General features: G+C 59.7%; 16 protein-coding genes and 3 pseudogenes. 10 read left to right on the forward strand and 9 right to left on the reverse strand.

The window, feature by feature from the left end; translation table 11 throughout:
* Positions 1-330 precede the first annotated feature (330 nt).
* Entirely contained in the window at positions 331-654 is a 324-nt protein-coding gene (locus F7R26_RS37630; protein ID WP_150984888.1) for an H-NS histone family protein, read from the forward strand.
* Between the two features lie 1,046 nt (positions 655-1,700).
* Here F7R26_RS37630 and F7R26_RS37635 read toward each other — a convergent pair.
* Positions 1,701-2,795 (reverse strand): RNA-guided endonuclease InsQ/TnpB family protein, encoded by a 1,095-nt coding sequence (locus F7R26_RS37635; RefSeq protein ID WP_193692287.1) that lies wholly within the window; start codon positions 2,793-2,795, stop codon positions 1,701-1,703.
* Between the two features lie 45 nt (positions 2,796-2,840).
* On the opposite strand from F7R26_RS37635, the gene tnpA reads away from it, so the two are divergent.
* Positions 2,841-3,269 carry an IS200/IS605 family transposase gene (gene tnpA / locus F7R26_RS37640; protein ID WP_193692288.1) on the forward strand — a complete coding sequence of 143 codons (429 nt, stop codon included), beginning with the start codon at positions 2,841-2,843 and terminating at the stop codon, positions 3,267-3,269.
* A 559-nt stretch (positions 3,270-3,828) separates the two neighbouring features.
* Here tnpA and F7R26_RS37645 read toward each other — a convergent pair.
* From F7R26_RS37645 to F7R26_RS37665, 5 genes are all read right to left on the reverse strand, one after another.
* Positions 3,829-4,848: a Bug family tripartite tricarboxylate transporter substrate binding protein gene (locus F7R26_RS37645; protein ID WP_150993490.1), complete on the reverse strand. Its 1,020-nt coding sequence runs from the start codon at positions 4,846-4,848 to the stop codon at positions 3,829-3,831.
* A gap of 78 nt (positions 4,849-4,926) precedes the next feature.
* Positions 4,927-6,396: an FAD-dependent oxidoreductase gene (locus F7R26_RS37650; RefSeq protein ID WP_150993492.1), complete on the reverse strand. Its 1,470-nt coding sequence runs from the start codon at positions 6,394-6,396 to the stop codon at positions 4,927-4,929.
* Positions 6,397-6,419: 23 nt separating this feature from the next.
* Positions 6,420-7,895 carry an aldehyde dehydrogenase gene (locus F7R26_RS37655; protein ID WP_150993494.1) on the reverse strand — a complete coding sequence of 492 codons (1,476 nt, stop codon included), beginning with the start codon at positions 7,893-7,895 and terminating at the stop codon, positions 6,420-6,422.
* Positions 7,896-8,011: 116 nt separating this feature from the next.
* Positions 8,012-9,232, reverse strand: a complete 1,221-nt coding sequence (locus F7R26_RS37660; protein WP_150993496.1) for an amino acid aminotransferase — start codon at positions 9,230-9,232, stop codon at positions 8,012-8,014.
* A 137-nt stretch (positions 9,233-9,369) separates the two neighbouring features.
* Positions 9,370-10,275 carry a LysR family transcriptional regulator gene (locus F7R26_RS37665; protein WP_150993498.1) on the reverse strand — a complete coding sequence of 302 codons (906 nt, stop codon included), beginning with the start codon at positions 10,273-10,275 and terminating at the stop codon, positions 9,370-9,372.
* Between the two features lie 130 nt (positions 10,276-10,405).
* On the opposite strand from F7R26_RS37665, the gene F7R26_RS37670 reads away from it, so the two are divergent.
* Positions 10,406-10,711 carry a hypothetical protein gene (locus tag F7R26_RS37670; protein WP_150993500.1) on the forward strand — a complete coding sequence of 102 codons (306 nt, stop codon included), beginning with the start codon at positions 10,406-10,408 and terminating at the stop codon, positions 10,709-10,711.
* Between the two features lie 84 nt (positions 10,712-10,795).
* Here the strand turns inward: F7R26_RS37670 and F7R26_RS37675 are convergent, their stop codons facing one another.
* The 3 genes and pseudogenes from F7R26_RS37675 to F7R26_RS37685 form a co-directional block, all read right to left on the reverse strand.
* The gene (locus F7R26_RS37675) at positions 10,796-11,632 is read right to left on the reverse strand and encodes an RNA-guided endonuclease InsQ/TnpB family protein (RefSeq protein WP_277820383.1); all 837 of its coding nucleotides are present in this window, start codon (positions 11,630-11,632) and stop codon (positions 10,796-10,798) included.
* A gap of 140 nt (positions 11,633-11,772) precedes the next feature.
* A pseudogene (locus tag F7R26_RS37680) lies at positions 11,773-11,946 on the reverse strand (transposase); the annotation flags it as partial.
* A gap of 159 nt (positions 11,947-12,105) precedes the next feature.
* A complete protein-coding gene (locus F7R26_RS37685) occupies positions 12,106-13,089 on the reverse strand; it encodes a LysR substrate-binding domain-containing protein (RefSeq protein WP_150991997.1) in 984 nt (327 codons plus the stop codon).
* A 249-nt stretch (positions 13,090-13,338) separates the two neighbouring features.
* On the opposite strand from F7R26_RS37685, the pseudogene F7R26_RS37690 reads away from it, so the two are divergent.
* The 7 genes and pseudogenes from F7R26_RS37690 to F7R26_RS37720 all read left to right on the forward strand — a co-directional run bounded on the left by F7R26_RS37690 (position 13,339) and on the right by F7R26_RS37720 (position 22,097).
* A pseudogene (locus tag F7R26_RS37690) lies at positions 13,339-14,291 on the forward strand (MBL fold metallo-hydrolase).
* Positions 14,292-14,399: 108 nt separating this feature from the next.
* The gene (locus F7R26_RS37695; protein WP_150991995.1) at positions 14,400-15,614 is read left to right on the forward strand and encodes an alpha-hydroxy-acid oxidizing protein; all 1,215 of its coding nucleotides are present in this window, start codon (positions 14,400-14,402) and stop codon (positions 15,612-15,614) included.
* Between the two features lie 34 nt (positions 15,615-15,648).
* Positions 15,649-16,887 (forward strand): hypothetical protein, encoded by a 1,239-nt coding sequence (locus tag F7R26_RS37700; protein WP_150991993.1) that lies wholly within the window; start codon positions 15,649-15,651, stop codon positions 16,885-16,887.
* Between the two features lie 113 nt (positions 16,888-17,000).
* Positions 17,001-17,306, forward strand: coding sequence for a pirin family protein (locus F7R26_RS37705; protein ID WP_170301999.1), 306 nt, complete (start codon positions 17,001-17,003; stop codon positions 17,304-17,306).
* A gap of 757 nt (positions 17,307-18,063) precedes the next feature.
* Positions 18,064-18,537, forward strand: a pseudogene (locus tag F7R26_RS37710) (IS3 family transposase); the annotation flags it as partial.
* Between the two features lie 316 nt (positions 18,538-18,853).
* Positions 18,854-19,804: a helix-turn-helix domain-containing protein gene (locus F7R26_RS37715; protein ID WP_170301998.1), complete on the forward strand. Its 951-nt coding sequence runs from the start codon at positions 18,854-18,856 to the stop codon at positions 19,802-19,804.
* A 385-nt stretch (positions 19,805-20,189) separates the two neighbouring features.
* Positions 20,190-22,097, forward strand: coding sequence for a sigma-54-dependent Fis family transcriptional regulator (locus F7R26_RS37720; protein WP_150991986.1), 1,908 nt, complete (start codon positions 20,190-20,192; stop codon positions 22,095-22,097).
* The last annotated feature ends 19 nt before the right edge of the window (positions 22,098-22,116 follow it).

Here is a 22,116-nt window from a genome sequence, read left to right on the forward strand (position 1 = left end):
ACACAAGGAGAGGGGAGCTGCGATTTCGTCGCTCTTCTGGAACACCATTCATTCAGCTAGTTGGATGTTCGCCCAGCCAGATTCCGCCAGTGCGACGGTCACAGCGAGGGCCTTGTTGGTTTCTTGTCCATCAATTTCTGCTTGGGGTGGCCGACAATCGCCGAAATGCTTGTTTGGGCGTACTTCATTCTGCACATCGGCTGCTTACTCCAATTTCACTCGCTAAAATACTGGCTCAATAGTATCTGAGCGGACTACAAGCAAGGAGTTGATGAAAGTTCGGCGATGTGCTGTAGGATATCGAACTGTTCTTAATTGATGGAGACCAACATGGCTACCTACAAACAATTGCTGGCAGAAAAAGAAAAGCTCGAAACTCAGCTGGCTGAGGTTCGTCAAAGCGAGATCGCTGGAGTTATCGAGAAGATCCAGGGTTTAATGGCGGAGTACGAACTCACGGTTGAGGACTTGGCTCCGAAACGACGCCGCGGGCGCCCGGCAGCTGGCGATCAGGCTAAGGCGCCGGCAAAGGAGAAAACTTCACTGCCGCCGAAGTACATGGACCCGAAGACCGGCGCCACTTGGACCGGGCGTGGTCGTGCACCGGCGTGGCTGGGGAAGAATCGCGACAAATTTCTGATTCCAGAGGCATGAGCACGAGCACCGGAATCCGTTTGCCGAGTTGAATCAAAGCTGTCTCTTGGCATCGGCGACGCGGCAATATTCCCGCACGTCTAGGTTTGCCCGCTCACTAGTTGCGTTTCTTTCATATCGCGGCATTAGTGAAGCGGGTAGTCGTTTTTGCGCGAACTGAGCGATATATAGAGATGGATTTTTTGTGGTCCGTCCTCGCCACGCTAGTGACTCCCAGGTCAGACAAGGCGTCCCCAGGAAGGCTCGTGCGGGAGAGCTGATCAAGCGCGGCACGCGCACCAACGTCAAGGCATCGACGCAGTAATGCTGGTTTCCCTCGTGGGATTTAAGGGGAAGCCGGTAGAAAAAGGGGTGTGGGCGGCAGGGTTGGCGCCCACACCCTCGAGGAATGGCAACACGGGGTCAGTCAAGTCGCCGTGGGCAAGTATGGTGCATTGCAGCAGTTTCGGTATCCCGCTCTTGGAGGGATTGTCCGAGGGGAAAAATAGTCCCCTGACAATTGGCTGGGGAGGCTGGGCCGGGCCGCTCGATGATAAGAGGGTCTACCGCTTGCATTGCCCAGCAATCGCTTGATCTTGTCCAATCGGGACCTGGCGCGACCAGCGTACTTGCTAGAAGTAGAATCCCGTCCGCGCCGACAAGAGGGCCGGAAGGCCGCGACTACCAGCGCAAGTCGAGATACTCGTGAACGAGGTGCTTATTGGATGGCTGCCGTGGGCCGCACCATCTGGCGCACCCGCGGTTCGAGATTGTCGTTGAGATCCGGAAACGCCGTGCAGCGGCTGGCGACACTGCACCAGCTAGGCCGACCATTTCGCGAAGCTGGAGCCGCCCGATATTTGCCGAGTGGCGTGCGACCAAGCACAAGGTCACCACAAGAATCGACGACATTGTCTTTGAGACAGTGACTGTTTTCCTCTGGTCTATCCTATTCATTATTTTTGAATATCCGGCGATCGGCAAAAATGCAATTAATCGCCTGGATTTCTACCCGAACCATAAACTGAGGCTTGGCAGCACGGGGCACCTTTGACTTCCTCTCCGGGCTAACCCCCGGAGATTCCTCCAGCGAGCGCCTGAAGTCCCAGGCGGGCACTGTTCCGGGCCGCGTTCGTGTCGCGGTCGTGGACCGACCCGCACGAACAGCACGTCCACTGCCTTATTCCAAGGCCGGCCCTACCTTTCGGACTGCTCGCGGATATGACTCCGCAGCACGAGCACGTTTGGGTTGAAAACGCTTCGTTGACCTCTGCGAACACCACACATTGCCTGATGGCCTTGTACTTGAGTTGTGTCCGGAACGTGGTCCACGCGGCGTCGTGTACGGACTTCGCCATACGCGTTTTTGCCAGCGCTTTCGCGTTCACGTTGCCTACGAAGATGCACGCATGTCTTTTGACCAGCGCCGATGTTTCCTTATGGATGGCGTCCTTGCGCTGGTTTGCGATCTTGGCGTGGATTGCCTTCACGCGGCGCTTCTTGTTCGCTCGTTGAGCGATGCCAAGCGCTTGCTCAGACTCGCGATAGAAGCGCTTAGGCTCGAATTTCTCACCGTCGCTGTACGTCGCCAAGGTCTTCAGACCAAGATCGATGCCGATCACGCCCGAGCCATCCGGCACGCGTTTTTCTTCGACCTCCACCTTGACAGCGATGTTGACGTACCAACGCCCGCGCGAGTCCTCGTTGAAGCTGCCCGCGCCAAGCTCATACTTCGACAGGCCATACGAGTCCCACAGGCCGATCTGAAGACCATTGAAGTGCAGTTGCCCGTTCTTGTACTTGATGCCTTCGCCCTTGAACGGAACCCATCCGAGCGAATACTTCGGCGACTTGCGGTTGCTCACGCGCCAATTGAGTTTCTGGCGCCTGAACTGTTTAAGCCGCGTCGCGAATTCCTTGCACGTCTCTTGAACCGTTCGGGAGTCGACGCGCACGCCTTCGCATTTGCTGAAGCCCGCCGTGAGTTTCTGAAGGTCGAACCCTGACAGCCAGACCTTCGGGCGATTGCAGTAACGCTTCAGGCTGCGATACTGGGTTTCATTGCAGAAATTCCAAACCGTGTTCACGTCGCGCGCCATCGCAAGCATCGCCTTCGCGTGCTTGTCCTTGATGCGCAGCTTCAGTGTCTTTACGGTTTCCATTCCCGTATAGTACGCTTGGTCTTCCAAATTCGGCAAGAGAAGAAGATGGCGCGTCCACGCAAGACTGATACGGATTTACGGCACGGACGGCACTGCGTCTTTGCCCTGCACGTACACTTGGTCTTCGTGACCAAATATCGGCGCAACGTGTTCAAGAAGGAGCACCTTGACGCAATGCAGGCCATCCTGGCCAGGGTATGCAAGGACTTCGAGGCCGAGTTGGTAGAGTTCAATGGCGAGCACGACCACGTCCATCTACTGGTGAACTACCCGCCGAAGGTCGCCCTATCAGCGCTCGTCGCATCGCTCAAGGGCGTGTCGAGCAGACTGCTGCGGCAACAGTTCGGGGATTTCCATCCGTGGCTCAAGCGGCGGGGCGTGCTTTGGTCCCCGTCCTACTTCGCGGCGTCGTGCGGCGGGGCTCCGCTGGATATCCTGCGCCAGTACATTGAGCAGCAGCAGACCCCTCACTAACCCCAAAATTCCCGGCTTACCCCGGACTGAACTCCGGGGCTTGCGCCGGTGCCTTGGTCAGATCGCGGTTTGAGAGCCGAACGGAAGGGTCTTTCGCATCGGCAAGTCAACCATTCCATCCGCTGACGCGCCTGCGTGAATTCCCGCCGCCACTCGCGTGGCGAACGTCGTCTTGGCCGTCCACCGGACGACAGAATTAACCTAACCCGCCCCGGCCGGCATCGGGCAAATGGATTCTTTCACGAGCGTGAATGTTCCTTGGGGGTGCCGGCACCGGAGTCCAACTGAACCTCGTCCTGTGTCATGTGGGTTTGCTCCAAGGTCGCCGGCTTCCCCTCCGTGCTGTTTCCACATCTCCCATGGCGCTGGTTCCAGTGTCGGTACGCCGGCGTGATGTCACACCAAATGGTGCGGATCTATTTGGGTCGGTGCGGTTCCTCGGCCGGCGCGTCTACCTAGCGATCATCCTGGTGGCTGCGATCGAGCCGCACCCACGGCTCCGGCGGCCACGTTCGCAGTTTTAGTGCGCACCAATCGCAGAATTGGCGAGCTGCAACACTTACTCTTCCACGCGAATGCGAGCGGCCTTGACGGCGGCGCCCCAACGTTGGTTCTCGGCTTGAACAAATTCGCCAAATTTTTTGGGGTCGATGGTGATCGGTGTATAACCCATGTCCGCCATTCGCGCTCGGAACTCGGGTTGGCTGGTGGCCCGGGCGACTTGAGCTTGAATCGCATCCACAACCGCTTGCGGCGTGTTCGGCGGCGCCAGTATGCCGAACCAAGTATCGGCATCGATGGCATAGCCACTTTCCGTCAGAGTTGGGACGTCTTTGATCGACGGAAACCTCTCCGGAGAACTAAGAGCGTACAGTCGCAGTTTGGTCTTGTTGGCAACTGCTAGTGGCGTCGGGATAAACGCGTAATCGACTTGGCCTCCCATGACCGCGGTCATGACGGGCGCCGCGCCTCCAAAGGGCACTTCGAGCATGTTGTCAATTTGAGCTTTTGATTTCAGAAGCTCCATGCCCATCTGCGCCATGCTGCCCGGTCCCCAGTGCCCATAAGAGAGGGAACCTTTCTTGGCTTTCGCGACAACATCCTGCACAGTCTTTGTGTCAGCGTCTGGCCTGCTCGCCAAGACGAATCCCATCTTCGCCACGGGGGCAACGGGACGGAAGCCGTTGGGCTGGAATTGCACCACCTTCTTGTGAATGTGCGGTGCCACGGAGATGAAGTCAGCTGCAGCAAACAGAAGCGTGTAGCCGTCTGCCGGCGATCCATAGACCACGTTGGCACCAATGACGCCGTTCGCGCCGGGCCGGTTCTCGACCACAATTGCCTGCCCGAGGTTGTTTCCGATGCCGGAAACTACTAACCGGGCCAGGACATCGGTCCCGCCACCAGGCGCATAGGGGACTACCAGACGAATGGGCTTGTTAGGAGTCCAGCCAGGTTGGGAAAGGGCCGGCTGCGAGGCACCAAGGGTCGCAACGAAGGTAAGGGCTGCCGTCGCTACACGCGTGCCTGCCCGCACGACTCCGGTGAGCCGTGGAATCTGAGTTCCGAATTTCATCATTGTCTCTCGCTACTTTTAGTAGCTTGTGTTCTGGGAACAGCCGTCCTAAAACGGCTGTAGCGACGGACCACATCGATATCAACGCTTTTTCGACTGTGCGGCCGCATGTTCGCCGGCGAGCTTGCCAAACACGGCGCCACGCATCACGGAAGTGGCGCCGGTGTAAACTTGGTAGTAGAGTCCCGACGCTTCGCCAGCGGCATAAAGTCCTGGAATCGCCTTGCCATCAGAGTCTACGACTTGTGCATTGCGATTGACCTTGACGCCGCCGAACGTAAAGCAGATGCCAGCCATGATCGGGTAGGCGAAGTACGGGCCGGTGTCAATCGGGCGTGCCCAGTTTGACTTGGGCGGCACAATGCCGACGGTGCTGAGGTTGTCGACTTCGAGGGGACGAAACTCACCAGCTTGGCAGGCGCTGTTATACGACTGGAGGGTTCGCTCAAGGGCATCTGGTGGGATGCCGCACTTGGCGGCCAGCTCGGCGATTGTCTCCCCTCGCAACGGCGGTTGATCGGTGCGTATGCCCTTCTTCCAATTTGGCACGTCATTGATTCGTTCATCGAAGATTACGTAGGCAAGGCCGTCGGGCTGGTCCTTGAAGGCTCGCGATATGTGGTCATAGTGCACGTCGACGGGGCCCGGCGCTTCGTCGGTAAAGCGCTGACCAAGCTTGTTGACAAGGATCCCGTAGGGGAAATTCATGACCAGCGCCTCGACTTGAGCTGATCGAGGGTCGAGGGGCTCGGCATGAAAGGAGCTAAAGTCACCGGCCGGCGCCGCGCCGAGGTCCAACGCCATCCGAATGCCCTCGCCCTTGTTGTAGTACCCGCCTCGTGCCACCGGTCGGACGTATCTGGCTGCCTGGCCGAGATACTGGGTCAGCATCTCTTGATTGCCCTCAAAGCCGCCCGAGGCTATGACTACGTTGCGGCCGAGCAGCTCAAACGCATCCCCTTGCGCATCGACAAGGCTTAAACGAAGATCGCCACTCGTGTCGCGTCGCGCCAGTCGTGTGGCCGTGGTTTCGTAGAAAAATTTCACGCCAAGATCGGAAGCGTGCGCGTGCAGGGCTTCGATCATGGCAAGCCCTCCACCGACCGGCATTAATCGCGGTGCAGCAGCAGTGACAAAGTACGTCGGCAGGGCGTCGAAGCGAATGCCAAAGGACTGCAGCCACTGCACAGTGGGTCCCGCCTCGCATGACAACGTCGAGAGCAGTTCCGGATCCGGCATGCCGTGGGCCTTGACGTATGGGGGCCAGTCTTCGTACGGCGCGGCCATGCTTCGAATCACGTTAGGATCAAGATTGTCACCTGCATTGGCGCTGAGCAACTCATCGAAATCGTCGCTGACTTCCGAATCGCTCTTCATGCGGAAGTAAGCTTCTGTCCAACGTGTGTTGCCGCCGAATTCTTCGCACGTGGCACGTTCGAGAACCGCCACGCTTACGCCTTGGCTGGCTGCAGCCACAGCGGCAGAGAGTCCGGAGATGCCGCAGCCGATTACCACTACATCGAAGCGCGCGGCACTGTTTTCAGTGCTCATGATATGTCTCCTCTCGAAGGGGTTCAGTACTTGCGAATGAACGGGTCCGGCATTTCCAGGTCCGTGGAGATCCAGACGCTCTTGGTCTCCAGGAATTCCTTTACCGCTTCGATTCCGCCTTCACGACCCAGGCCGCTGTCTTTGTACCCGCCAAATGGCGTCGTGAAGCTGGTAGAACGATAGTTGTTGATCCAAACTGTGCCGGCTTGCAGTCGTTCAGACATGTACATCGTGCGGTGCAGGCTCTTTGTCCATACCCCGGCTGCCAAGCCAAAACGGATATCGTTGGCAATACGCAGTGCGTCATCTTCGTCCTTGAACTTCAGCACCGCCAGCACGGGACCGAACACCTCTTCCTGCGCAATTCGCATGTTGTTCGTTACGTTCGTGAAGATGGTGGGCTCCACAAACTGGCACGCGCCATATTCAGGTCCGGTGGGTACATTGCCACCGAATGCGCACGTCGCACCTTCCTCCTTTGCGATGCGAATGTAGTCGACGACCTTCTCGAACTGGGGACGGGTCGCCACAGGGCCCACTTGGACATCGGAGCGCGATGGATCTCCCAGCTTGGCCTTGCTCGTAATGGAGATCAGGCGCTCAACAAACTCGTCGTGGATGCTCTCCTGCAACAGCAGGCGCGAGCCGGCCATGCAAGTTTGACCGCCGGCGGAGAAGATGCCCGTAATGACGCCGTTGGCGGCATTGGTCAGGTCGGCATCCTCGAAAACGATATTGGGGGACTTGCCTCCGAGCTCCAGAGTCACCTTTTTGAAGTGCTTGGCGGCAGCCATGTTGACGCGGCGGCCGCCTTCGTCACCGCCCGTAAAGGCGATCATTGGAACGAGCGGGTGCTCGACCAGCGGCTCGCCAACGTCTTTGCCAAAACCGGTGATGACATTGAACACGCCCGGGGGGAACCCAGCCTTAACGAAGAGCTTTGCAAGCTCCAGCAGGGAAACGGACGTGTGCTCTGACGGCTTGGCCACGATGGTGTTGCCTGCGCACAGCGCGGGTGCCACTTTCCATGCGGACAGCAGCAGGGAAGAATTCCAAGGCGTAATGGTACCGATTACGCCGATAGGCTCTTGCCGCGTGTAGTTGAAGACCTTCGGCTTGTCCATCGGCACAACGGAGCCGTGAATCTTGTCGGCCATGCCGGCGTAATAGTAAAAGTACTTGGCCACATAGCCGACTTGACCCCGAACCTCGGTGCGCAGTTTGCCGTTGTCACGCGCCTCGACTTCGGTAAGAAGATCGAGGTTCTCTTCGATCAGCCCGGCTAGCTTGTAGAGCAGCATACCCCGCGCCGTCGGGGAGAGCTTTGACCATGGACCATTCAGCGCGGCATGCGCAGCCTGCGCTGCACGATCCACGTCCTCACGGGTGCCGCGCGGGATCTGTGCCCACGGCTCACCGTTGTACGGGTCCAGAGAATCGAACCATTCGCCCTGTTCGGGATCGACGAATTCGTTATTGATGAAGAGCTGGTATTGCATGGAAGTGTCCCTGTGATTGGTAGGATGGTCAGCGACTTGCCGCTTCCTGTATGTAATTCTGGTCGCAGCGCTACTTGCTGACAAACGAGAAGAACTCCAGAGAAGATGAGGTTTTGTCACGAACTCAACGCGGCTGCCTGCGCCTGGAAGGCGCAGGCCATCGCTTTGGCAATTTGTTCGAGGTTGCGGCTGTTCAGAGCCGCCACACAGATACGCCCGGTGTCTACGCCATAGATCCCGTGATCCTCACGTAGACGCCGCATCTGCACCGCGTCGAGCCCTGAATAGCTGAACATGCCCTTCTGTCGCGTGATGAATGAAAAATCCTTGTCGATGCCATACGACTGAAGAGCCGTGGCCAGATGTTGGCGGACTCGAAGGATGCGAAGTCGGATTGACTCTAACTCGGCCTGCCAATGTTCTCGTAGTGCGGGCGTTGACAGTACGGTCGTTACGAGGCGACCGCCGTGCGAGGGAGGGTTGGAATAGTTTGTGCGGATCAGGCCCTTAAGCTGGGAGCGAACGCGTGCTGCAGCCTCCGTGTCGGGGCAGACGACTGATAAGGCGCCAACGCGCTCGCCATACAGCGAGAAGTTCTTGGACAACGAAGTGGCAACCAGGAAGGGCAGACCCGACGAAAGGAAGGTCCGGACAACGGACGCATCATCCTCGAGCCCATCGCCAAAACCCTGATACGCATTGTCCAACAAGGGAATCAGCTGTCGGCGCGCAATCGTCTCCATGACTGCCGACCACGCTTCTGCAGGTAGATCATATCCGGTAGGGTTGTGGCAGCAGGCGTGGAGCACCACGACGGTGCCTGGAGCAGCCGACGAGAGATCTGCAATCATGCCGTCCAGGTCTGGCGTCTTGGCGCCGGCGGAAAGATAGCGATATGTACCCACATAGAGTCCGGCGCCACCAAGGACGCCGCGATGATTGTCCCAGGTGGGGTCGCTAACCATCGCGTGATCAGCACCCCCCCATTGTCTGAGGAAGTCTGCCGCCAGCCGCAATGCGCTGGTACCTCCCACGGTTTGTACCGTCGCGATTCGGCGCGCATCCGAGAGGTTGCCCATTGGCCCAAACACGACGGGAAGCACAGCATCCTGGAATGCGGTCGGCCCGTCGATTGGCTGGTAGCCTCGGGCAAGTCGGGATGCAACGAGCGATGCCTCCGCTTCCGCAATGCAATCGAGAAGGGGTATCTTGCCGGAGTCGTCGTAGTAGACGCCAACAGCGAGATTGACCTTGTCATTGCGAGGATCTTGGGAAAACTGCTCGTTCAGCCCAAGGATAGGGTCCCGCGCCGCCATTGGTATCGTCGAAAGAAACATCTTGAACTCGCTCTGCACTATTGAGCTAGTTATTTTCCGGACGACCCACTAGGGCGTAAAACGAGTTTTTCTCCACTACTCGTGCGTTCGACGCAAGTATCTGGCCAATACGTGCCTTAAGCGGCACAAAAAAGGAGTTACTTTAGTCTCGCACTGAATTCCGCCTCAATGCCAACAACCCAGTCCCGGAACACCTGGACCAGTGCCGATTCCTTCTTGCGTTCGGGATAGACAAGACAGTAGCGCTTCTCATGCTTGAGCGTCAGGTCGAACGCCACCACCAAGTCGTTGCGTGCAATCTCGTCCTGCACATAAAAGCGAGGTACTAGCCCAGCGCCTAAGCCGGCCCGAGCAGCTTCAATCACCATGCCATAAAGCTCGAAATGCATGCCCGGAACAGGCGTGAAGTCGGCTACTCCGGCCAATTCAAACCAGTGCTTCCACGCCTCCGGCCTTGTGGACTTATGCAGCAGTGGGACCGCAGTCAGATTCGAAGGAGTCGACAACGACTCCACGTCGAAGTATCGGGGGCTAAGAATTGGGACCAACTCCTCGGCAAATAAGTCCACCTTCACCACATTGGTCCAAGATGGGTGATCGAAGTTAAGGGCTGCGTCAAAGTTCGTATCGTCGAAGCGGAAGGGAAGGGGCCGCTCGGACAGATTCAGGATGATGTCAGGATGCCGTTCCTTGAAGTCTCGCAGCCGAGGTAGCAGCCACCTATTGGCGAAGGTAGGAATAACCGCGAGTTCCAGAACCCCGCCGACGCCCTTGTGAGACATCAGTGCCGATGTGTGTGCCTCGATGTCAGATAGGTTCCGCGCAATGTTCTTAAGATAAAGGCGGCCCGCATCGTTAAGGACCACTTGTTTGCGAACGCGCGTAAAGAGCTTCACGCCGAGAAAAGTCTCCAACGTCGCGATTTGCCTGCTAACTGCGCTTTCGGTTAGACAGACTTCGTTCGCAGCGCGGGCAAAGCTGCCTTGCCGGGCTGCTGCCTCGAAAACCGTCAGCGCAATAGTGCTGGGAATGTTGCGTCTCATGAGTGATACCTGCAGTGCATGCGAAAACCGCATCATTCGCTGATTATTACGCAATTGCAGTAGGAGGGTCGGATGCCGATACTCCGGAGTTACCCGCAGCAGAGCGGGGAAGCGATAAAAGGAGACAAGTATGGGCCAGAGCCTAATGCACCGGATCCGGGAGGCCATGGTTGAGGCGGCGCCGTTCGAGCCTCTGGTCAGCCACCATGACCGCGATGCGGCAATCACGCTATTGCGCCGGGCACTCACCAGCGGTGATGCGGAAGAAACGCTTGTATATCTCGCGGCTGCGGTTGAACTCCGGGCCTTCATCTCGGAAGACATTTGGCACCATTGCCGTGACGCTGCCAACGATAGTGGCGACGCCGCGCTCGGCCGCCTCTTTCGCAGTGCGCGCGGTCGGTCCTACATCTCACCAATCGCGCGCAAACGATAGCCACCGGCATGTGCCCAAGCACGTGAGCGCGGTAAAGAGTACCGCCTATGAACTCATCTCTAGGTTCTTGACTTCCTCTCCGGGCTAACCCCCGGAGATTCCTCCAGCGAGCGCCTGAAGTCCCAGGCGGGCACTGTTCCGGGCCGCGTTCGTGTCGCGGTCGTGGACCGACCCGCACGAACAGCACGTCCACTGCCTTATTCCAAGGCCGGCCCTACCTTTCGGACTGCTCGCGGATATGACTCCGCAGCACGAGCACGTTTGGGTTGAAAACGCTTCGTTGACCTCTGCGAACACCACACATTGCCTGATGGCCTTGTACTTGAGTTGTGTCCGGAACGTGGTCCACGCGGCGTCGTGTACGGACTTCGCCATACGCGTTTTTGCCAGCGCTTTCGCGTTCACGTTGCCTACGAAGATGCACGCATGTCTTTTGACCAGCGCCGATGTTTCCTTATGGATGGCGTCCTTGCGCTGGTTTGCGATCTTGGCGTGGATTGCCTTCACGCGGCGCTTCTTGTTCGCTCGTTGAGCGATGCCAAGCGCTTGCTCAGACTCGCGATAGAAGCGCTTAGGCTCGAATTTCTCACCGTCGCTGTACGTCGCCAAGGTCTTCAGACCAAGATCGATGCCGATCACGCCCGAGCCATCCGGCACGCGTTTTTCTTCGACCTCCACCTTGACAGCGATGTTGACGTACCAACGCCCGCGCGAGTCCTCGTTGAAGCTGCCCGCGCCAAGCTCATACTTCGACAGGCCATACGAGTCCCACAGGCCGATCTGAAGACCATTGAAGTGCAGTTGCCCGTTCTTGTACTTGATGCCTTCGCCCTTGAACGGAACCCATCCGAGCGAATACTTCGGCGACTTGCGGTTGCTCACGCGCCAATTGAGTTTCTGGCGCCTGAACTGTTTAAGGATCGCCTGAAAGACTCAGTTTCGTGACCCAGGCGTCCTATCGACACCATCGCGGTTTGGATCTCCGCGGCTATCCAGATGGTTGCGTCAGCGCAATCCCGTTCCCTACCCGGTTGGGAGGCCATCTGGCCCCTCAATCGGCGTCACACGCCGTACGCAAGCAGCGCTCTGCGAGCCATCCAGAGATTGCTTGGTGCAAACAGCGTCTTCAGTTGCGCCGTGTTCTTCGCGAGACCTCGGTAACGGACCTTGGCCATGCCGAACTGCTGCTTCAACGCCCGGAATGGATGTTCCACCTTCCCCCGGATCTTCGCTTTGATCGATCCGAAGAGGGCTGCACGGCAATCGGGTGGGTAGATCGCCAGGCGGCCGTATGACGCCAACAAGTCAGGCATGCATGATTGATGCCCACTTGGACGGAATGGCGGTAGTATCCAAGGGCGGCCTTGGGCTGGACCAATCGTCGCAGCCGATTTTCAAGCGGGGAGGGGGAGAACCAAGGAATGGCTATGCTGAGCGCTCACAATCTTCTCCAATAACGGCGTTGCAAAATCCAGGAACAAGCGTGTCGTGAACGACACGCCACGCCGTGTCGGCATTAGCGAGTACAACTGCGACGCATCTGGCTGCCACTCGGATTGCGGATCGAACGCGTCCACCAACTGGCCATGCGCGATGGCCGTCAAACATAAATATCGGGGCAGGGCGGCGACGCCGAGGCCGGCGCCTACAGCCGACAGGAGCACTGACATGTTCCCGCACATCAGCCTAGGGAGATGACGAAGCCGGTATCGGTTCTTGCCGGATTGCGAGAAGTCGATTTTCTTTATCCCGTCGTGCGCCGCCAGTGCGATCAGGCCAAGTTCAGGCACCTCGCTCGGATGCAGCAGGAGCTTGCCTTGCCGCATCCGTAACAAGTCGGCACTCATTGCCATCACCATCGGGACGGGAGTGATCACGCGCGTGATCAGGCTGGAGTCGTCGAGGGGCGTGGACGAAACGCGAAAGGCCAGATCCGCTCGCTCGCTAACCAGGTCGACGATCTGGTCGGCCGCATTGATGACAATGCGCACGTGCGGGTATTGCCGGCAAAAGCGCGAAACTACCGAAATGAGCGCATTTGCCGCCAGCGTGGAGGAGCAGGCGACGCGCAACACGCCGCGGGGCTCGCCATACAGTTCGGAGGCGATGTTAAAAGCAGCCCTTGCCTCTTGGGCCAGGATCCTAGCGTGACTGTAGACCTGTTCGCCTGCCGACGTCAGAGATATGTGGCGGGTGTTGCGCTGCAGCAAGCGCACGCCCATGCGCTGTTCCAGTTCGGCAATGCGCCGGCTTAGTTTGGAGCGCTGTAGCCCCAGATTGCGCGCAGCCGCGGAGAAGCCATCGTGATCCACGATCTCAGCGAAGAACAACAAATCTTCAAGCCTGTCCACGTCGCACCTCTTCAGCGAGCCCATCATATTGTCCTACTCAGCAGGACAAAGTATTGCCGGCAATGTTCATTCCCGCAAGGCGTGTGTTCGACTAGACTCTTCTGAAACACATGGTTAATACGCACCGGGCCAGGAAAGGGCGGCTATCGGAAATGAACATTCGATGCGCGGAGTTGGTGATGCCGATGCCTGGAGAATCAATGGCTCATGACAGGCCATGGGTGCGAAGCTGAATTTCAGTCACGCATGGTCTTTTGACACCAAAGGGAAATTTCGATGCGCCTCTTTCATCGATCGCTCGTGGCTGTGATCGTCAGTCTCCCGTTTCACTTGGCCGTTGCCGCGAGCGACACGGGGGTGACGGTCGATTTTTCGACGTATCGTAATCGCCCCATGCTCGATGATTTCACGGCAGCGGTCTGCCCCGACAACCCGCGCGACCTGGTTCAGATTAAGGGCAATCTTTATCGTCACACCACAGGAGCCGGGCTGGCTGTACACAGCGGTTTCGTGCTGGTCACGAAGGAGGGTGCGTTGGTCATTGATCCCGCCATGACATGCACGGCAGGCTGGCTGCGCGACGAGATCAAGAAGCGCTTCAACGTCCCCGTGAAGTACGTGGTCTATACCCACGGGCACGCCGACCACATCAGTGGGGGCCAGGTGTTCCAGCAGGACGGCGCGATCGTGGTTGCCAACCGACGCGCACTTGAGCCCATCGTCGGCGAGAGGATTCCTACTGCCGTGACGAACCGGGTGTTCGATACCGACATGCGCATCGACCTGGGCGGCGAGACCGTGCTGCTGCATCGCGAGGCACCGAGCCATTCAGACAACGTGACAATGGTGCTGTTTCCCAAGTACAAGGCGCTACAGTGCACTGATGTATGTGAAAGCAAGTCGATGCCTTACAACGACTTCCTTGACTTCTACTATCCGGGCTGGGTTGAAACGCTCGACTGGGTCGCCAAGCAGGACGTCGACATCATCGATGTCGGTCACTTCACGCCAGCCATCAAGGCCGACCAGGCCGCGCTGCGCAACTACATCGTCAGCCTGCATCGGCAGGTGCTGAATTTGGTCCGTGCGGGGCAGTCGTGGGACCAGCTCTATCGCAACGTCAAGTTCAGCAAGGAGGTGCAGCAGTGGATTGCCTTCAGCACCATGAAGACGCTCAACATCGTCGATATGCATCGATGGTGACCAACCGCCGGCGCGGGGAGTGGTAGACCGCCCGCACTAGCAAAGGGAAGCATACGCAGCGCGAAATCGCTGGATGGCGATGTCGATGGTCCTGCCCCCCTTTTTTATGAGTCTCAGCCATATTGAGGTAATGGATGCATCAGTCTCGCCGCAATCTGCTGCGCAGTGCGGGCGCTGGCTTGGCCTTGGCTGCCGCCGGTGCATCCAAAGTCCAGGCCACGGCCAAGCCGCGTGCCGAGTGCGCGACCGTGGTGCCTGCGGCTGCTCGCAATCGGAAGCTCGACATCATCAGTCTTGACCGCCTGGAGAACCAGGCCAAGCAGGTGACGACATCCGGAGCCTATGTTTTCATCGCTGAAGCGGCGCGCGACGAGTGGACTCTACGGGAGAATCGGCGCGCATTCTGCGACTATCCGATCTTGATGCATCGTCTGGCAGGCGTTGCGGCCAAGGACATTGATCTGGGCATCGACCTACTTGGTCATCGCCTGCCTTACCCGATCATTGCAGCGCCGGCCAAGGCGCATACGTTCGTGCATCCCGGCGGCGAGGTAGCGATGGCCGCCGGGGTGGGGCTAGCGCGAACGCTGTGTCAGTCTTTAGGCGCGGCGTCCAAGCCGCTAGAAGCCATAGTCGGCGCGACTAAGGGGCCGAAGTGGTTCCAACTGTACGTTAATGCGGATGTCGGCGTGACCCGCGAACTTCTGTTGCGTGCACGCCAAGCCGAGTACATTGCGAATAGCATCACTGCGGATGCATCGGGTCCGGGTATTAGCGACACATTCGTGAGCCTGGGGAGCCCGTTCCCGCCCAATTTCACGTTCGGCAACCATGATCCACGTTATGGTGGTCGCGGCGACTTTGCCGATCAGAAGGTCGGACTTACACCTGACGATATCGGCTTCGTGCGGTCGGTGACTGGGTTGCCGGTCGTAGTCAAGGGCATCCTACCCGCGCAAGATGCGGATACGGCCATCAAGGCCGGCGCCTCGACGATCCAGGTATCCAATCACGGCGGAAGACGGCTCGATGGCGTGCCTGTATCGATCGGCGTGCTGCAGGAGGTAGTAGGCGTCGTCAAAGGGCGGGTGCCGGTCATTCTCGATAGCGGCATCCGTCGGGGGATCGATGTCTTTAGGGTGTTGACACTCTGGGTGCAGGTCGTTGCCGTCGGCCGGCCCATGATGTACGGTCTGGCCCTCGGCGGATCGATGGGCGTTCAGAGCGTATTCGACCAACTGCGCGATGAGATGCGCAGCACGATGCTTCTGGCCGGGGCCAGGTCCGTGAGCGAGCTTTCTCCGAACTATCTTCGGCCGGGACCTGCCCCGGCTGCGCACCTGGTTTGATCCCATTGCATCGTAGTCATCTCGGAGACATGGTATGAACGACCAAGTAGAACTCGTTGACACCCCGGAAGCGCTTCAGGCCGCAACGCGTGACATGGCGCGCCGGGTCATCACCGTCGGTGGCATCCTGACCGATCTGCCGACGATCCGGCTCGCCCCTGGACAAACACTGGCTGGCGACGGCAACGGCGCCGTCATCCGCTTTGCACAAGGTAGCGATGGCCTCCAGCTCAGCGCCGACAATGCCATCACGGACCTGCACGTCGAGACGTCGCCGGACAAGCGTGCCATCTTCAACGATACCGGCGTCGAAAGCCTGGGCCAGTTGCGCCTGGCTAATGTCTCCACTATCGGCCAGGTTCAACTCTTGGCCAGGGACAAGGTCCGCGCGGGACACGTCGCCGTCGACGGGCTGGACGTCATCGCGGCGGATGCTCGCGGCCAGTCGGATAGGCCGCAAGGCTATGGCGTACATGTGACACAGGGCGGATTCACGCTTTGGAATATGCAGGCCGACCCGAACGTCGTCATCAGCGCCCAACTCAAGGGTCTGTCGGCCGGCCGGCCGACGGCACCGGTACTCGGCAGCGGAATTTTTGTAAGCGGTACGCCCGGTGGTGGGCGGCTCACCGTGCCGGTCCTGGAGACCGGTGCTGTGTATAGCGACGGCAAGATCGCCTCGGGCGCGCCGGATCAGATCACCGGCGGCGTCTTTACTGTGCACAACGCGTTCGTCGACATCGTGCGCAATCTTGGGCCGGTCGTGACCTATGGCGTGAATGACATGGTGCTCGACAACTGGGGTGCGGTCGACCAGTGGGACGCGCACGAGAAACTCACGTCGTATGGCCCGAGCGGCATCGGCTTTGTCAATTTCGGCACAGTGAATGAGTTGCGCGTGCATGCCCCTATTGAGACCTTCGGCCAAGGTGCCCGTGGCTTTAATGTCTACGACGGCACCGTCAACCTCGCCGAGATTGACCGTATCACGACACATGCAGATGGCGCGGTCGGCATCCAGATCAGCCAGCCGATCGGACGTTTGCGCGTGTATCGCGGCATCGAGACGTTCGGCGGCACAGGTGACTCCCTCGTGAAGGGCGTGGTCGTGACGCTGTCGGCGATTGCGCTCAGCATCAAGACGGGCGGTTCCGCGCGGGAGATCGACATCGAGGGCGGCGTGATCGCGCATGGTAAGGACATCGTACCGCTTGAGGTTCACGGCACCATCGGCACGCTGCAAATCGACAACGTTGTTGCGGCAGCGGTGTAGTCCGCCAGCCCTAGGGGCCTGAGCCATGAAAGGACGCCCCATCGCTACCATCCTACCCGGGCACCGTATTATCGATGACGGCGACATGCTGCAATGGCGGGCATTGCAGCTGCATGACCGCGTATCGCTCGGGTCCTTCGTCTTCCTCAATCACTATCGTCAATCGTCACCTCGGCCGGCGCGGCATCGGCGACGCAGCGCACCCCCACGCAGGCATCGAGGTGATCAGCTACCTGCTGGAGGGCGGAGTCGAACACCGCGACAGTGAGGGGTTTCGGGACATTTTCGGCCCCGGGGACGCCCAGCGGATTCGTGCTGGTCGTGGCATCCTGCACGCAGAGGCGCCTGCAAGCGGGCGCCATGGTCTACAGCTCTGGACGAGCTTGCCGCCCGACCGGAAGTTCATTGACCCTGCCTAGGCGTCGTTCCGGCCTCAGCAGACTCCGGCGTTCGGGCGTGCCGATGGTCGTGTCCGGGTCATTGCAAGCCGGGCTGCCGCCTCACCACCGGGGGCACGGCCCAGCGCGTACAACGCCCGAGCCCGCGATCGCGTTCGACGTTGATGCCGACCGGCCAAGGCGTCGATGTTCTCGGCAAACGTACGACGGGGGCAGCCAGCGTTTGTGCACTTGAAACGACGCACCTCAACGGCGAGAACGCCCCGCTGCTCGAGCATCGGTCGTTCTTCCAGACTGCGCACATAGCTGCCGTGGAGTCGGTCACTCCAACGACGGCAGGCAGGACAAGGTGCCGCGCAAACCGTACTGCGGGCTTCGACAGTGATGGCATTCCCTCGCGCGTCGCTGGAGACGACGCGCTTACCCACACGGGCGAGAATACGATCGATGCCCCCGAGAATTTGGCTCATGGTAACAATCAACGTGGGGCCAGATCGGCCCGAAATAAAGCCCTCGACGCCGCCGTCACAGAAAGTGGGGAAGACCTATCTTTGAGCCGGTAGACGCCATGCTGCTGGCGCCGGCTTTACGCGACTCCGGCTTTCCACCGTCAACGCCAGATGGGACCGCGCCGCCATCGTGCCCGCGGGCGCGCACTAGCAGATCGACAACTGGCGCCTGAGCGGGCTCTACTCCTCCGCGCGCAACACGTTCACGAGCGCCGCCGTCCATGCGGCCGAACTCGCCGTGGATGCTCGGCTTCAGCGTCGAGAACAACACTCAACATCGCGATACGCAAATGATGGCGTTGATCCGCGTGACCCATGCCAAGCTCAAAGGCGCATATGGATCGCCACGCATGCTCCGGGAAATCCGCGCGCGAGGCTTCCCAGCCTCCAAGGAGCGGGTCGAGCGGCTGATGCGCGAGAACGGCATTCGTGCCCGGCACAAGCGACGCTGGCGGGCCACGACGAATTCCAGGCACTCGCTGCCGATCGCGCCGAACCGACTGGAGCGCAACTTCACGCCCGCAGCGCCAAATCAGGTTTGGACGGCGGACATGACCTACATCTGGACCGACGAAGGCTGGCTGTATCTGGCCATCGTGCTTGACCTGTTCAACCGCGAAGTGGTTGGCTGGTCGATTCGGCCCCGGATGACGGCAGATATCGTGACAGATACGCTGGCGATGGCTTGGTTCCGCCGCAAGCCCGCATCGGGATTGATTCACCACACGGACCGAGGCGCCCAGGGCGGATTCAACTGGTCGTCGCAACACCCTTATAGATTAAGGAGGTGTTTATGGGGCGCTCTGCTATGTGTCCCCGGCCCAGTACCTCCGGGACTGGGAAGACCCACGGGCCATAGCGGCTTGACTCCCTTACCCTTGGAAGGCGAAAAACAAGGGGAACCTCATACCGCTAAGGGAAAAACCGAGCTTGACACTGAATTTCGTTGGCACAAAATTTGCTTCTTGAAATGCGGATTTGCCGACGGACGTTTTTTCTATGTCTTCTTCTTTGCCCCAAGCCGCACGGCCACGGATTCATCAGGTTTGTAGTTGCGACGTGGACGAGCATGCGCTCGCGCAGCGTGATTGGAACTTGCGCTACGACCAGCTTGGGCGCGGCCGCTTTTCCGGCGAGTTCCTGCAGGTATCATTGCCGAAAGAAATGCTGGTGTTCCAGGAGCGCTACAACATAGCCGTACGCCAGCGTGGTTCGCTCGGCACTGATAGTTTCGTTTGTGCCATCCCTATGCGGGCGAACGGCGAGATGTCGGTCAATGGTGTGCGCGTGCCAGGGGACCACGCCATTGTCTGCAACGATGCGGAGTTTGATATCCGCACGCCCGGCAACTTCGACGTGTGCGGGATCGCGATACAGGTTGCCTCGGTTCGGCAAGCATTGTCCCGGATCTATAAAGAAGAGCCGCACATCCTGAGCCGTCAACAACTTGCCGCGCCTCGCCTGGACGAAGCCGCGGGCGCGCGCTTGCGGCAGCAATTGAGTGCCATGCTCGAAGGATTGCGGTTACAACCGGAATTGCTTGAGGACAGCGACGCGCGGCACATCTGGACGGATCAAGTGCTGATCGAGCTGCTTGAAGCGCTGCCAATCCCTCCCGGCGACACGCACGAGCGCAGCGCGGCTCAACGCAAGCGTCTGGTGGACCGCGCGTGCGAAGTCATGCTGGCACAGCCGGACGAGCCGATTTCCATCCTTGAGGTGTGCAGCGCGGTCGCTGCCAGCCGCCGCAAGCTGAATTATGCGTTCCAGGACGTATTGGGCATGGGGCCCGTGGCTTACCAGCGCGCGCTCCGGCTTAATGGTGTGCGCCGCCAGTTGCAGCGTTGCGAGGATGCGCTCACCGGCGTATATAACGTTGCCGTGCGCTGGGGTTTCTGGCATTTCGGGCAATTCTCGACGGATTACAAGAATTTCTTCGGCGAACTTCCCTCCGAGACACTGCAGGGCGCCCGGCAGGCCCGTGGCATGACCGCCCAGTCCCTCCGCTGAACATTCTCCGGCGCCAAGCCGGAGCAACCTCGACGCATCCCTCCCCTCGTGCGCAAGTTTGCGCAATCCCGATAACGCCGTTGCGGCGGCGCTGTTACAGTCAGTCGCGTGTGAGATACGCGAGTGACTGCTCCCGGATGACGCTCTGACGGCCTCCCATCTGCCTTGCACGCGCGCCAGAGCGCATAGCGAGCAGGCATCGGGAAATGCGGCCTACTCACTTTTTGCCTCAACCTGCGGCAACAGTCGATCGACAGCCTCGAAGATCACACAAAGAGACAGCGGTGCGCGGATATTGCCTCACGACTGTCCATTCCCTAATGAACGGCGATTGCACCGGGCAAGCCCGGCGCATCACGCAGGCTTAGCAAGAACAAGGCGCATCATGGATTCTTTCCCTCCGAACGAGATCGTTGCTTTCGATACGCCTGATGCCACGGAACGCTTGCGCAAGTCGCTGCAGCTTGATGGCATGCTCCCGCAAGGTGTGCTGCGGCAGGAAATCGAAGCCTCCTGGGACCGCAGCATGCGCCATGGCATCGACCGTTCGGACAGCAAGCTAGTGGACATCCAGTTTGATGCCGATTGGAAGACGCTGCGCGAAGCCAACCGCTTGCTGATCGACGCCGCTTCGCCGGAAATGAGTTTCCTCGTCGCACGCTATGGGCACGATGGCATCGCCATCCTAGCGGACGCCGATGCCAACATGCTGCTGGTTGAGGGACGGACGGACTATCTACAGGAATTGGGCATCCGCGATGTCGCCCCAGGCGCCTGCTGGAGCGAGGCCATGCGAGGGACCAACGCGCTCGGCACGGCCCTCGTTGACAGCAAGCCGACGCTGATCAATAGCGGCGAGCATTACCTGGAATGCCTGCGCCGCCTCTCCTGTGCTTCCGCGCCGATCCGCGATCCGCGCGGCCAGCTCATCGGCGTCCTCGACGTGACGCGGGAAGGGGTCTTGACGCAGCCGCGGGATAGTCTTTCCATGCTGATGCTGGCCGCGCGCCAGATCGAGTGCCGGCTGTTCGGCGCGTATTATCCCGAGAACATCGTCTTGGCGTTTCATCGGCGTGAACCGCATCTGGATTCGGCGTGGCGCGGCATGGTCGTATTGAGCTGCGACGGCGACATCCTCGCTGCCGATCAGCAAGCCTGCTCACTGCTAATGCAGGATAGGAGCGCCGTGGTTGGGCGCCGCAGCGAAGACATCCTGGGGATCCGGGGATCGCAGCTGGTTGCCCGTGTGATGCGCGAGGGCGTCTCCAAGGTTACGAACGCCAGCGGGGAATTCTTCTTCAGGGCGGTCCAGATACCCCGTCCGGCGCCATCCATCCCGGCCGCGGAGCCGGACACGGCCCGCGCGGCGCCGGGGTCGCTTGACCGGCTGGCGGGCGCCAACCATCGGCTGGCACGAGGGCTCCACATGGCGCGTCGCGGGCTGGACCACGACGTACCCGTGCTCTTGCTTGGCGAGACCGGCACGGGCAAGGAAGTGACCGCACGTGCTTTGCACGATGCGAGCGTGCGGGCGGGCAAGCCTTTCGTCGCGGTGAACTGCGCGTCGATTCCCGAGGGACTGATCGAATCCGAACTTTTCGGATACCGCGAAGGCGCATTCACCGGCGCACGCAAGGGCGGTGTCGTCGGCCGCCTTAGTCAGGCCAACGGCGGCACGCTGTTCCTCGACGAGATTGGCGACATGCCGCTGCACCTGCAGGCTCGGCTGCTGCGGGTCCTGCAGGAGCGCAAGGTTGCGCCGCTCGGCGCTGCGGAGGAGCAAGCCATCGACGTCGCTCTGGTCTGTGCCACACACCGGGACCTGAAACTCCTGGTCCAGGAAAAAACCTTTCGCGAAGACCTTTACTACCGCATAAACGGCATCGGCGTTTCACTGCCACCGTTACGCGAGCGCCAGGACATCGGGGACCTCGCCAACGTACTGCTCGCGAAGCTTGGCGCACCACACGCGACCCTGGACTCCGAGCTTTCCGAATTGATCGAGCAATTCGACTGGCCCGGAAATATCCGCCAGCTCGAGATGGTGCTGCGCTCGGCCTTGGCCATGCGGGAGGAAGGCGAGACCGCTCTAGGCACGCAGCATCTGACAGACGCGGCTCTCGACGAGCTGCAGGCGGGTGCGCGTCAATCCGCCGGACTGATCCGGGACCGTGAAATGGAATTGATTCGCGACAGCCTCGGCAGCCATCAAGGCAATGTTTCCGCGGCCGCGCAAGCGCTTGGAATCAGCCGCGCCACGCTTTACCGCAAGCTCAAGCAGCTACGGACATAGCGCATCAAATATCGCAAGT

Origin of the sequence: Cupriavidus basilensis, from assembly GCF_008801925.2 — a bacterium.
In the GTDB taxonomy this organism is placed as follows: Bacteria; Pseudomonadota; Gammaproteobacteria; order Burkholderiales; family Burkholderiaceae; genus Cupriavidus; species Cupriavidus basilensis.

Coding starts and splice junctions, on each gene's coding strand:
- F7R26_RS37705 (WP_170301999.1), top strand. CDS start 17,001: ATGACCGCGTATCGCTCGGGTCCTTCGTCTTCCTCAATCACTATCGTC.
- F7R26_RS37665 (WP_150993498.1), bottom strand. CDS start 10,275: ATGAGACGCAACATTCCCAGCACTATTGCGCTGACGGTTTTCGAGGCA.
- F7R26_RS37720 (WP_150991986.1), top strand. CDS start 20,190: ATGGATTCTTTCCCTCCGAACGAGATCGTTGCTTTCGATACGCCTGAT.
- tnpA (WP_193692288.1), top strand. CDS start 2,841: ATGGCGCGTCCACGCAAGACTGATACGGATTTACGGCACGGACGGCAC.
- F7R26_RS37655 (WP_150993494.1), bottom strand. CDS start 7,895: ATGCAATACCAGCTCTTCATCAATAACGAATTCGTCGATCCCGAACAG.
- F7R26_RS37645 (WP_150993490.1), bottom strand. CDS start 4,848: ATGATGAAATTCGGAACTCAGATTCCACGGCTCACCGGAGTCGTGCGG.
- F7R26_RS37670 (WP_150993500.1), top strand. CDS start 10,406: ATGGGCCAGAGCCTAATGCACCGGATCCGGGAGGCCATGGTTGAGGCG.
- F7R26_RS37695 (WP_150991995.1), top strand. CDS start 14,400: ATGCATCAGTCTCGCCGCAATCTGCTGCGCAGTGCGGGCGCTGGCTTG.
- F7R26_RS37700 (WP_150991993.1), top strand. CDS start 15,649: ATGAACGACCAAGTAGAACTCGTTGACACCCCGGAAGCGCTTCAGGCC.
- F7R26_RS37630 (WP_150984888.1), top strand. CDS start 331: ATGGCTACCTACAAACAATTGCTGGCAGAAAAAGAAAAGCTCGAAACT.
- F7R26_RS37650 (WP_150993492.1), bottom strand. CDS start 6,396: ATGAGCACTGAAAACAGTGCCGCGCGCTTCGATGTAGTGGTAATCGGC.
- F7R26_RS37660 (WP_150993496.1), bottom strand. CDS start 9,232: ATGTTTCTTTCGACGATACCAATGGCGGCGCGGGACCCTATCCTTGGG.
- F7R26_RS37685 (WP_150991997.1), bottom strand. CDS start 13,089: ATGATGGGCTCGCTGAAGAGGTGCGACGTGGACAGGCTTGAAGATTTG.
- F7R26_RS37635 (WP_193692287.1), bottom strand. CDS start 2,795: ATGGAAACCGTAAAGACACTGAAGCTGCGCATCAAGGACAAGCACGCG.